Origin of the sequence: Symmachiella dynata, from assembly GCF_007747995.1 — a bacterium.
Classification (GTDB): domain Bacteria; phylum Planctomycetota; class Planctomycetia; order Planctomycetales; family Planctomycetaceae; genus Symmachiella; species Symmachiella dynata.
The window spans coordinates 772,535-784,755 of the sequence record NZ_CP036276.1; the positions used below are offsets into that span (position 1 = coordinate 772,535).

General features: G+C 55.4%; 7 protein-coding genes. 6 read left to right on the forward strand and 1 reads right to left on the reverse strand.

Features of this window, described 5'->3' with window-relative positions; translation table 11 throughout:
- Positions 1-283: 283 nt before the first annotated feature.
- Positions 284-1,027: an ImmA/IrrE family metallo-endopeptidase gene (locus Mal52_RS02895; RefSeq protein WP_145374226.1), complete on the reverse strand. Its 744-nt coding sequence runs from the start codon at positions 1,025-1,027 to the stop codon at positions 284-286.
- Positions 1,028-1,120: 93 nt separating this feature from the next.
- Between Mal52_RS02895 and Mal52_RS02900 the strand changes: the two genes are divergently transcribed.
- From Mal52_RS02900 to Mal52_RS02925, 6 genes are all read left to right on the forward strand, one after another.
- Positions 1,121-1,390, forward strand: coding sequence for a hypothetical protein (locus Mal52_RS02900; protein ID WP_145374228.1), 270 nt, complete (start codon positions 1,121-1,123; stop codon positions 1,388-1,390).
- A 47-nt stretch (positions 1,391-1,437) separates the two neighbouring features.
- Positions 1,438-2,604 (forward strand): HlyD family secretion protein, encoded by a 1,167-nt coding sequence (locus Mal52_RS02905; protein ID WP_145374230.1) that lies wholly within the window; start codon positions 1,438-1,440, stop codon positions 2,602-2,604.
- Positions 2,605-2,981: 377 nt separating this feature from the next.
- Positions 2,982-4,082, forward strand: a complete 1,101-nt coding sequence (gene mnmA, locus Mal52_RS02910) for a tRNA 2-thiouridine(34) synthase MnmA (RefSeq protein WP_145380519.1) — start codon at positions 2,982-2,984, stop codon at positions 4,080-4,082.
- A 442-nt stretch (positions 4,083-4,524) separates the two neighbouring features.
- A complete protein-coding gene (locus Mal52_RS02915; RefSeq protein ID WP_145374232.1) occupies positions 4,525-6,426 on the forward strand; it encodes a flagellar basal body P-ring protein FlgI in 1,902 nt (633 codons plus the stop codon).
- A gap of 224 nt (positions 6,427-6,650) precedes the next feature.
- On the forward strand, positions 6,651-10,553 hold the full coding sequence (gene smc / locus Mal52_RS02920; protein WP_145374234.1) for a chromosome segregation protein SMC: 3,903 nt from the start codon (positions 6,651-6,653) through the stop codon (positions 10,551-10,553).
- Between the two features lie 858 nt (positions 10,554-11,411).
- A complete protein-coding gene (locus Mal52_RS02925) occupies positions 11,412-11,984 on the forward strand; it encodes a helix-turn-helix domain-containing protein (RefSeq protein ID WP_145374236.1) in 573 nt (190 codons plus the stop codon).
- The last annotated feature ends 237 nt before the right edge of the window (positions 11,985-12,221 follow it).

Sequence of the window (12,221 nt, forward strand, 5' to 3'; positions counted from 1 at the left end):
TGCTCAGAAAGAAAAAGAAGAGGAACCATGTGGAAACTAAATCGCCAGTGCGGAGTTCACCCGCAATGGTAGAAAAAAATTTAACCACGAAAACGACGAAAGACACGAAAAAGAACTGACGTTGTTCACCCGACTTTTTTTCTTTGAGTTCAACAGAAACGACACAAGACGACGTCCCCGCCTCAGTCTTTATTTTCGTGTGTTTCGTGTCTTTCGTGGTTAGTTTTTTAAAAATAGGGTGAACACAAAATTGCCGACGTTGGCAGCACGAGTACAGCTGCGCTTAGTCCCAGTCCTCTGTGCCCGCATCAGCAAATTCGTCGAGAGTCGTTGTTCGCAAGATCTCTCGCCGCCAACCCGGTTCGTGCACTGGCCAGCATTGGACTTGGAGGCCGCTTTGGCTATGCGTGCGGGACTTTTGGATGTGGTGCACGTCTTGCCAACAATTCTTTTCCAACGTTTCCAATTGCGGCGGACTAAATCCGGTATTCGCGCGGCGACTGGTGATGTGCCCTTGGTCAAATATCGTAATCACCGTCGGTCGCGGCAGGTCCAATAACCGCCAGGCGATTGCTTCATGACTGCTGGTGCGATAGATCGTTTTCAATTCCAACACGTCTCCATTCAGTCGCGTTGCATCTTCAAAAAACCATTGTCGGGGCAACATCAACCGTGCGGCTAAGAGATTGGCCCATGTCTCTCGGTCCGCTGCGGACACCTCCTCGTCGGGCAGCATCAATTTTTCACAAACACGATAGGCGGTCGATTCCCCCAGTTCGTGTGCGACGGCCCACTGCAGGCGCTCCGGGCGGTTGTCCGGTCGGACGAAAATCGAGGAGCGTCCCGACAGCCGTTTGTGGACTCCCCGCGGTTGTAAGGAGCGATCGATTGCCACCGTAATCCGCAACCGCCGCGCGATGAGGGCCGCATCCACCGGCGGAGCGATGATTCCTGCTTCGTCCAGCAATTCTTCTGCGACAGCTTCCAATGCCGCATTCCACTCAGCGATCGTTGTCTCTGTTTGCATGGGTTTAGGGCTTTCGGGAAGGAGGATGAGTGTATGTATGTACACTATCTAGCGCGGGGTTGGATATCCAGTCGAAAACCAAGGATTTGGGTCATGATCATCGAAAACATTAATTGGACTGTGACGATTATGCGGATTATGCGCGATGGACCGACTCCGGAGTTCAAAACCCTTATAGGGCGCGCCACTTGGTTTCGTGTTGTGATTAGTCGATTTGTGCCGAATCTAATCAATCGAGGCGTCATTCCGGCCGATCCGAATGATGCTGTGGAATCGATTGCGATGTCGGGAATGCCGCCCGCTTTACGAATTCCGATATGTATGGGCCCAATGAGACGTAGCCGCAAAGACTTGAAACAGTAGGGTGCGCAAAGTTGACTGATAAGCAAAAAACACGGAGGCAACTCCAAATGCACAAACCCGTCATCGAAACCGAACAGGTTGTCCAAGAGGATGATCAACACCTGCATCCCCGCCGGCCGCTCTTGGTGCTGGCCTTGGTGCTCGCATCGATCGGAACCGGATCTGGATTGGCGCTCTGGGTGCAACGTCCCAGTGACGCCGAGTACGTGGGCTACCTACACGTGGTCTCAAAACCGGTGATCGCCGGACGCAATGCCCGTATTTCCGAAGTGTTGGTTAGCGAAGGCCAATGGATCGAAACCGGTGACCCGATGTTTGTGCTTTCCGATGCGCAGTTGGATGCGGATCGGCTCAAGGCGGAAAATGCCGTGGAACAACTTGACGCCGAGTTGTCCCAAGCTCAAGCGCGGGCCGTCGTCGAATTGCAGTGGCGGCTCGATGATCTCGATCAAGAGATTTTCGAATCACGTCTCAAATCGGCGCGGTATCTGCAGGACAAACTTTCGCGCGAAGTCGATCAGATCGCTCACAAACAATTGATGAAGAAGTTCCAAGATTCCAATCGCCAGCGGACCCCCGTCGGTCTTATCCGGCAGATTGGGCAGGACGAACTCTCCTTTGTCGACGAACAAGCCCGCGTTGCGACGATGCTCAAGGTGCATGAATCGGAAAACGCGATCGAAGTTGCCTCCGCTCAAATCGATTTGTGCGAAGCCCGCGTGGCGGAGTTAAAACGACTTCAAGCCGAGCTACCGGATAAAGTGCGGTTGTCGATGGGAATTCACGTCGCCGAAGCCCGCTTGGCCGAAGCACAGGACACCCTGCGGCGGTTGGAAGCCACGCAAGCGGATCTCACCGTGCGAGCCACCTTGCCCGGCACAATTGGCGTCGTCGCTGGAGAAGCAGGCGACACCGTCTCTGCCACCGAGCCGTTGGTCGAAATCTTGGATCCCGAGCAGCGATACCTCATCGTGAATATCCCCTCGACCCAAGTCAACAAATTCGAGAAGGGAAGCGAGCTCGATTTGGAATTCCCCAACGACGTGCACCGCGTCGGTCGTGTGGTGAAAACTTCGTCCCAGGCGCAGCATGCCGCCGGATCCAGATCGCGCAACAACTGCGTCACCGAAGTCGCTGTGCATGTCGAACAGGCCGGCAAACTGTGGCCGACCGTACCCTACCGCACCACGATCAAGGTCCGCCCGCAGGATTAATGGCCACGTTCTGGACTGTCTGCTGAAAACTGCCAAAACAGCTAGCGCTCAATGACCGCGCTAAGAATTCGGGTGCCATTGGCTTTGCCAGTGTTTTGTAAGTATCGCACTCATTTGAAGTTGCACTGGAAAAGTCAGTGGTACCCAACCGTAGAAATTAGCCGTGACGAAGCACGAGGGTCCCAAGTTTGGGGGTTTATTGATCCCAGAGCCGAATTGGGAATTAAACGTGCCCTCTTTTGAGGTCACTGCCTCCGCCGCTGCTGCAAACGTGGAAAACCTGGTAAGTTTCGCGGTGGATTCGCCAAATGGGCTGTCGCTGCGTAGAATACGCGGGTTAAGGTTTTCTAGGCTTCAGCGGAGCGAGTTTCACGGTGGTGGCAAAACGTGTTGTGTTGGCGATGAGTGGAGGCGTCGATAGTTCGGTCGCGGCGCACCTGTTGCGTAACGACGGCTACGAAGTGATCGGGCTGTTCATGCGGTCGGGTGTGCATGAAGAGACGACCTGTGCCGTGGGGAGCGATGCGCTGCCGATTGTAGCCAGCCACAAACAGGGCTGTTGTAGTGCCAGCGACGCCGCCGATGCGCGCCGCGTGGCCGATGCACTCGATATTCCCTTTCATGCGGTCAATTTTCGCGACGCGTTCGGGCGGATCAAGGACTATTTCGCCGACGAATATCTCTCCGGACGGACCCCCAACCCCTGCGTGATGTGCAACAACTGGCTGAAGTTTGGCAAGTTGTGGGACTATGCGCGGCAAGTCGGGGCTGAAAGCATCGCCACCGGGCATTACGCACGGCTCGTTTCCGCCGAGGGAGAAGAACGGCCCGCGTTAGTGCGTGGGGTGGATGACAGCAAGGATCAATCCTACGTGCTGTTTGGGTTGGATCGCGATTTGTTGTCGCGTGTTCAGTTTCCTGTGGGGGAATACAACAAAACCGAGATCCGCGATATCGCCCGCGAGGTGGGGTGCCGGTTAGCGGAGAAACCGGATAGTCAGGAGATCTGTTTCGTTCCCGATCAGGATTACGCCGGATTCATTCGCCGCTACCGTGGGGAATTTGAGACAGCCGGTGAGATTGTCGACACGGCGGGCAACGTCGTGGGCCAGCATGCGGGTTATGAACAATTCACGATTGGTCAACGCAAAGGATTGGGAATTGCTTTCGGCAGCCCGCGTTACGTGGTCTCCATCAATGCTGACTCAAAACAAGTGGTGATCGGCGAACGCGAAGACTTGGCCTGTCACGAGGTGGTCGCGGACCGGTTGAATTGGTTGATCGATGACCCGCCGGGCAAATTCCGTTGCCGGGCTAAGATCCGCTATCTGCATCAACCGGCCGAGGCCGAGGTGCAAATCACCGCGGCGGACCGCATGACCGTCCACTTCGACGAGCCGCAATATGGCGTTGCTCCCGGTCAAGCCGTTGTCTGTTACGACGACGATCGTGTTTTGGGCGGCGGTTGGATTGCGTAGCGCGCGTTATTTCAAAACGCGATCGCATTGCGATATCCGGTTCCCCAGTAAAATGATTGTGCCGCCCTTTCAGGGCTGGATTGTCGCCGGTCTCTCTACACCCAGGGCGGCGGTGCGTTCGCTTTGCTCACGTACCTTGCCCTGGGCTGGCTTGTTTGGCCCCTACGGGGCGGTGGTCTGGTCCCTCGATTGCCCCCCTCTATAGCATTCGTGTTTGACTGGTCTTGACCCGTTCTGCAACTGTGCGTATTCTCCCGCCACTTCTCACCTCTCTCTTTAGACATTTCACACAATTCCGATCTCAGTTTGCGACTTTTTCGGCGATGGCCGTGGTTGTGCGCTGAGCGGGCGGATGTGACATCGATTTGCGGTTTCGCGAAAACGATGGCCAATTCGCCGTGTATCTGGAATCAGGCTTACTCAAAATCGACGGAGCGATTTCGTGACCCGATCTACAAAAATGTTGTTGTGGGGCCTGTTGTTCTCAATCACGCTGACAGGCTGCGCCGAGATCATCAACTTTCGGTCTCAGACGCCTGAGGACGAAGAAAATATCGACCTCAACAACAATGCCGTCGAGACCGATTACCTCGCCAAAATGATTACCATTGCTGGAACGCAGGCGATGGAAGTCAAAGGGGTCGCGTTGGTGACCGGCTTGGACGGTACCGGCGGAGATCCGCCTCCGTCGATTTATCGCTCCTGGTTATTGGACGACATGCGTCGCCGCAAGGTGCGCAATCCCAATCAAATCCTACGTTCTCCCAACACAGCCTTGGTGCTCGTGCGGGCCTATATTCCGCCGGTCGTGAAGAAGGGAGACATTTTCGACGTCGAAATCGCATTGCCTCCCAACAGCGACGCCACGAGCTTGCGGGGTGGTTGGATGATGGAATGCTTTTTGACCGAACAAGCGATCGTTTCTGGTCGTGCCCCGATGAAGGGTCATACTTGGGCGACCGCCAAAGGCCCGGTTTTGGTCTCAGCCAGTTCGGTCGAGGATAGCGACGCTTCCACATTGCTCAAACGGGGACGCGTCCTGGCCGGCGGGAAGGCCCGCAAGGAACGGACACTCGGCGTTTATCTGCAAAGCAAGTACATCAGTTTTCGTAACGCACGCCGCGTGGAAAACCGCATCAACCAACGGTTCTTCGGCTACAAAAACAGCCAACGCAAAGGCCTGGCTACGGCCAAGACCGACGAATACATTCAATTGGATGTGCAGGAAAGTTACAAAAATAACCATTCACGGTACCTGCAAGTCATTCGCCAAATCGCTTTCCGTGAAAACGCCGTTCAACAGCGGGAACGGTTAGTGCGATTGCAAGAAAAAATGATGACCCCTTCTCTAGCAGCGATGTCGGCCTTGCGGTTCGAAGCGATCGGCAAGCCCTCCATTCCGTTTTTGAAGCAGGTTTTACAAGACAGCACGAGTCTGGAAGTTCGGTTCTATGCCGCGGAAGCATTGGCCTATTTGGGTGACAATAGCGGAGCGGAGACATTGGTCGAAGCGGCCCGCGAGGAACGCGCATTTCGCGTTTACGCCTTGGCAGCCTTATCAATCATCGACGATACGGTTTCCTATTATGGTCTGCGGCAATTGATCAACGAAGAGAGTGTCGAACTGCGTTACGGTGCTGTGCGAGCCTTATGGACGCTCAACAAAGACGACCCCTTTATTCGTGGGGAACATCTGAACGATCAGTTTACGCTTCGCGTACTACCTTCGTCGGGTGAGCCGATGGTGCATCTGACGCGTTCGCAACGCTCTGAAATCGTGGTGTTCGGCGATGAACAACGCATGCAGACTCCGGTCGCGTTGACAGCTGGACCGCACATCATGGTGAATGCACGATCCGGGGACGACACAATTATGGTCAGTAAGTTCAAATTGGGTGAACCTGATCAACGCAAAGAAGTCAGCACACGTGTTGCCGACGTCATTGCGGCAGTCGCCGATATGGGTGCGAGTTATCCCGATGTGGCTCAAATGTTGTCACAAGCCAGCGTGCAGTACAACTTGCCTGGCCGGTTAGAAGTGGATGCCTTGCCCCAAGGGGGACGTGTTTACATGCGTCCCGTCGCCGGGGGCGAATCGGGGTCCTCCAGCAGTCGCCGCAAGGCACGGGTTGGCGGCGTGAATCGCACACCAAACCTGTATCCGGTCATTCGTGACTCAAGCGGCGAAATCATTGTCGAAGAAAAAGAATCTAACGACGTCGAGGAATCGGACGAAGCCGGCGAGGCCTCGGTGACGGATGTACGTCCCGACGAGGACAAAGAACCGGAAGTTCTCAAAAAGCCGGGATTCTTTAGTGGAATTTTGAATTTAGACGACGAGTGATCGCCGTCATCATCGGACAAGCCTCTTGGTCAACGGGAGTGGCGAGGCTTTCGCGAAACTGTGGATGCACCAGACTGATGCAGAAACAGCAGATCGAGAACTTCGCCCATCCCCGTTTTTGTGCGGAAAACAATAGATCAACGCGCGACCAATCCTCGACCAAGTCACGTTGCATCTCTGATGCAGACGTTCTCAATCATGTTTCCAAGTGTTAAGGGCTGCAGATGTTGAAGTCGCTCGAGATGTTCGGCTTCAAAAGTTTTGCCGACCGGACCCGATTCGATTTCGCACCTGGTGTTACGTGCGTTGTCGGTCCCAACGGGAGCGGCAAGAGCAACGTCGTCGACTCGATTAAGTGGATTCTCGGCGACCAAAGCGCCAAAAGTCTGCGCGGCAAGGAGATGACAGACGTCATCTTCAACGGAGCCGCCGGCCGTAAACCCTCAGGATTCGCCGAAGCGACACTCAGCTTCGATAACTCCACGCGGTTCCTGGGGATCGAGGCGGATGAAGTCCAAGTCGGCCGCCGGTTGTATCGCAGCGGCGAATCGGAATATCTGATCAACAAGGCGCCCTCGCGCCTGAAAGATGTCCGTGACTTGTTGATGGGCACCGGCACCGGCGCTTATAGCATCATCGAACAAGGCCGCGTCGACCAGTTGCTGCAAGCCAGTAACGTCAACCGCCGCGCGGTCTTCGAAGAAGCCGCTGGAATCAGCCGTTTCAAGGCCCGCAAAGTCGATGCGCAACGCAAATTGGAACGGGTCGATCAAAACCTGTTGCGGTTAAAAGACATCGTGCAGGAGTTGGGCGGACGTCTCAATACGATGCGGCAACAGGCGAAAAAAGCTTCGCGGTATCGCAAGTACTCCTCGGAATTGCGTGAGTTGCGTGTCGGTTTTGCCGCCGACGAGTATCGTGACTTGACGGCGCGGCTGGGCGCGATTTCGCAAAGCCATGACGGTTGGCAATCTGAAATCGACGAGCTGAAAGCCAAATCGGCTGAAATTGAAAAACAACAAGCCGCGCTCGACATCCGACTGACCACGGTTGAAGATGCGCTGCAGGAGTCACAACAACGGACCGCCGCCAATCGAGAAGCCATCGCCGGTTTTCAGGCGACCTCTCGACATCAAAGCGGCCGTCGCGACGAACTCTCAGCTGAACTTGAGCGGTTGATGTCGCAACAATCCAATCTCACGCTTCGCGCTCGCGATATCGCCGGAGAATTGCAGCAGACGCTCGCCAGTTTGGAGGACTACGAGCAAAACTACGAAGCCCGCAATGCCGCTTTGATCGCCCGCGAGGAGGAGTTGTCACAGTTCGGTCAAACCTTGGCCGAACGGTTGCAGCAATTGGAAGCGGCTCGGGAACAAACATTAGAAGCAAAACAACGTGTCGCCGTGCTGGGCGGCCGGATGGCCACCAACGATGCGCGGATCAAAACCATTGAAGCTGCGTTGGCCGAGGACGAAAAACGCATCAGCGCCCGCCAACAGGAATTGACAGCGGCCAACTCAAAACTCGAAGTGCATCACCGCGAATTGCAAAAATCGCAAAACCGGCAAGCCGAATTGCGGACCCGGCTGACCGAAGAGCGGACGCGGCTTGAAGAATTGTCCCAAGCACGCATGGACGCCGAACATGCATTCAACACGCACCGTGAACAGCGGACTGGTTGGAAAGCACGACTACAGGTTCTGGAGGATTTGGAGTCACGCAACGAAGGCATCGGGGTCGGTGTCCGAGAGATTCTAACCCGTGCACGGGAAAGTCATCTCGCCCCGTGGAATCAAATCCGCGGAAGCGTGGCGGATCTGTTGCAAGTCGATTTGGAACATGCGGCCTTGATCGAAGTCGCCCTGGGAAGCCGCTCACAATTGATCGTGCTGGAAGATGCCGATCCGTTGTTGGAATATTTGCAAGGCACAGCCTGCCAGATTTCCGGGCGCGTCGGGTTCTTAGCGGTCACTGAAGGTACTGGACAAACTGCCGAAAACGGTCCCTTAGCGACGGTCGATCTGTCGGACCGACCCGGCGTGATTGCACGTGCGGACCAATTGGTCAAATCGGCCGCAACGGTTCCCACCTTGCCGGCGGCGTTGTTGCGAGATACGTGGATCGTCAATTCGCTCAAAGAAGCATTGGATTTAGCGGCCAGCGACGGTCGCGGTTGCCGGTTCGTCACGCTGCAGGGCGAATTGCTGGAAGCCGACGGACGCGTCTATGCCGGGACGTTTCAGGGAGAAACGACCGTGGTCTCGCGGCGCAGCGAATTGCGGCGTCTAAAAACCGATTTGCAACGTCTGGATAATCGGATTGAGGAAGCAGAGCAGGAATTCATACAAAAGCAGGCCGAACTGGAGGCTTGTACCGCGGAATTACGAGCACTCGAAGCGGAGCAGGAAACGCACGCCGAGACCTTGGCGGAAACCAAATCCGCCATGCTCAGCCAACAGATGGAATGCGAGCGTCTGGAGCGGAGCGTCTCCGATGCCCGTGAGTCGGTTGTGGAGAAAACCAAAGAACTCGAAACGTGCCGCGCGGAACGCGTGGCGGCCGCCGAAGCGCTGGCGCAAGTGGAGTCGCAACTGGCCGACGAGCAAAAGTTGATTCAGAACGGCGAACGTAAGGTCGAACAAATGGAACAGGAGTTGACCGCCCGCCGCGAGCAACTCAGTTCAGAAAAACTGGAAATGGCCAAGCAGGAAGAACGGTTAGAAAACCTGCAATCCGCGCGGTCTCGCCTGGGCGAAGAGCAATTCCAGCGCGATGCGCATCGTGAGGAAGCGGTGCGGCGGTTGCAAATTGTTCGTGAAAAACGAGACAACCTAACGTTAGGACTGCTCAATTCAACCGCGGCTCTGTCAGAGCATGCGTTGATTCAAGAGAGCCTGTCCGTGGATCTCGCGCAACGGGAACGCGAGCGGGAAGAGGTCCGCGCGATTCGCAGCCAGCTCTCAGCAGAGGAGCTGAAATATCGGCATGCGCTGCGCGAGTTAGAAGAACGCGCGCATGAACAGGAAATGAACCGCCGCGATTTACGGCACCAGATTTCAAATGTCGAGGAGCGGCTCCAAGAAGAATTCGGCGTCAGTGTCGCGGAAGTCGCCGAACAGGGCGTCTCCGCGATTCAGCTGTATGTGGACGAAGCCCGACACGAACAAGCTCCCGACACCGCCGCAGCGAGCGAAGCAGAGGCCGGCCACGACGTCGATTCAGAAGAAACCGTACCGGAGACAGATTCGGCCGACGAACCGGAACAACATCTGGATGAACCGGAACAGCATCCAGATCAAGCACAGCAGCATCTTGATGCCGATCAGGAGCAAACCGAGGAGACCACGAACCGCGAACCGAGCGAATCGTGGGAAGCACAGCCGCCGGAAGTGATTGCCGAGATTCGCAAAGCGATTGAATCTCGAATCTCCACGTTGCGCCGCAAACTCAAGTCAATCGGCAATGTCAGCGTCGACAGCCTGCAGGAACTGGAAGACTTAGAATCGCGTTACGGTAAGCTCAGCGAACAACTTCAGGACCTGACAGACGCCAAAAGTTCGTTGGAAGAGATCATCCGTCGCATCAATTCCGAAAGCCGGCGGTTGTTTAAGGAGACATTTGAAGAAATCCGCGGACATTTCCAAGGCTTGTTCCGCAAATTATTCGGCGGCGGCGATGGCGACATCATCTTGGAGGATGCCGAGGACATTCTAGAATGCGGCATCGATGTGGTTGCGCGACCGCCGGGTAAGGAGCTGCGGAGCATCTCGTTGTTGAGCGGTGGAGAAAAAACGCTCACTGCTGTCGCGATGTTGATGGCCTTATTTCAAAGTCGTCCCAGCCCGTTTTGTATTTTGGACGAAGTCGACGCGGCTTTGGACGATGCGAACATTGAACGCTATGTGGGTGTGATTGAGGAATTCCAAGACACAACCCAGTTCATTGTGATCACACACGCCAAACGGACCATGGTCGGGGCGGATGTGTTGTATGGGGTGACGATGGAAGAGTCGGGTGTCTCCAAACGGATGTCGGTTCGTTTCGACGATGTCAGCCCCGATGGCCATTTCAAGATTCGTCCGCATGGCGATATCGACGAATCCGAAACGAGCAGCGATGCCGCTTGAGGTGTGAACCTTGGTCGTCGTCGGGGTGTCTGACGAGCATCGGTACGTTGTGCGCGACTATTCGGCCCCGTTAGGGCCGTTGAAATTGATTCGCGCCTCAAAATCCGAACAAATTCCCAGACCTCTCTACCTTTGTGCGAGTTATCCGATTTGGTAGGGGAAACCGCCCCTGTTTCGAGTCGGAAAACCGCCGCTATCCTCGTTGCCGACAACACGTTGCGGTTATTCGGGCAAGCCGCGTCAATCGACAGGTCCCCGTCGATGGTTCCAGTGGAAAGCGTTGGTACTTTCGGTGTGGTCTTCAAAGAACCTAAAGTCGCACCCCCTCTTGGATCGAAAGTAGTACTCAGACGGTTTGGTTTTTCAACTCCTCGACTCAGTGCCAGAACGCGATTGGCGGCATGCAGGTCGAAGAGTCTGAAAAGGCAAGACGTCTGAAGGGGGGAAGTTTCAGTATGGCATACCAGTCCTACCGCAGCAGCCGTGCGCCTAGACCTTTAGGCATTCGGTCCCGCCTTCAATTTCCAACACACGACGTGTTTTACGAACACATTGCGTTCTACACCACGTAGAGCGTGCGTAGTGTGTGGAAATCCCACCTGACGGCACTGCCCGTCACCTTCCGACTACGTAATTTGTTCCCAATTGATTCCTTACCTCATTGAAGCGCAAGATTGGCCTGGCGAGAAACCTCAAGGCCGGTCTTTGACCAAGAAGCATGCCCCGACCCAGCCGTGACGGTTCGCCACTAGGACCCGAGGGCTAGGAAAGCCGGTCGTCATGGCGGAGTGTGATTCTGGAGGGCCCGCAAGACCCTCTGCGTTTGCATACATTGAACAAGTGATTGGAGAGCCGGCAATGAAGACGATCTTCACTACTGGACAGGTAGCCAAGATCTGTAAAGTTGCGCCCCGCACCGTCAGCAAGTGGTTCGACTCAGGTCGCCTTCGAGGTTATCGCATTCCCGGATCGCAAGACCGGCGAATTCCCCGCGAGCACCTCATTCGGTTCCTGAAAGAACACGGGATGCCCTTGGGCGAGCTAGAAGACGAAGCCGTTGGCAAAGTCTTGCTCGTCGGGTCTGACACGGTGATTCGCAACAACCTGACCGAACACATGCCCCCTGATGTGTTTAAACTCGAATACGCCAACAGCGGCTTTGAAGCGGGCATTCAAGCCGAATCGCTGCACCCTGACTGTGTCGTTATCGACTTTGTCATGGGACGTAACGATGCGATCATGATAGCACAGAACCTTAAAAAGAATAACGAGTACGCCGAAACGGTTTTGATCGGCCTACTCAACGATGAAGATAATTCGGCCGGATTCGACCGTACGATCTTCAACGAGACCTTCCGTAAGCCTTTCGACGCTGCCTTGCTCGCGGAACGTATCCGCACGCTGGTCGGTCGTCGCAAGCAACTTGCTTAGGCTCGACGACCAGACTCCAGCGTTGCAAGGAAACTGGGAACAACCGGGAATGCGGAAGTCGGAACGCCGGCTCTCAACCAACGGTGCTTCCAATCGCGACCTCCCGGAGCCGAACTGAAGATAATCGACAACGTGTCGCTATTCATATCCAAAAGCACGAAACTCCGGTTTCGTGCTTTTGGCGTTCTTTGCCAACAAGTTTCCCTAAGAGTTGCCCAGTGGGTGTCGGGTGCGTCG

Bases quoted from the DNA above. Each gene is read 5' to 3' on its own strand.
- Mal52_RS02895 (WP_145374226.1), bottom strand. From the start codon at position 1,027: ATGCAAACAGAGACAACGATCGCTGAGTGGAATGCGGCATTGGAAGCT.
- Mal52_RS02905 (WP_145374230.1), top strand. From the start codon at position 1,438: ATGCACAAACCCGTCATCGAAACCGAACAGGTTGTCCAAGAGGATGAT.
- Mal52_RS02925 (WP_145374236.1), top strand. From the start codon at position 11,412: ATGAAGACGATCTTCACTACTGGACAGGTAGCCAAGATCTGTAAAGTT.
- smc (WP_145374234.1), top strand. From the start codon at position 6,651: ATGTTGAAGTCGCTCGAGATGTTCGGCTTCAAAAGTTTTGCCGACCGG.
- Mal52_RS02900 (WP_145374228.1), top strand. From the start codon at position 1,121: ATGATCATCGAAAACATTAATTGGACTGTGACGATTATGCGGATTATG.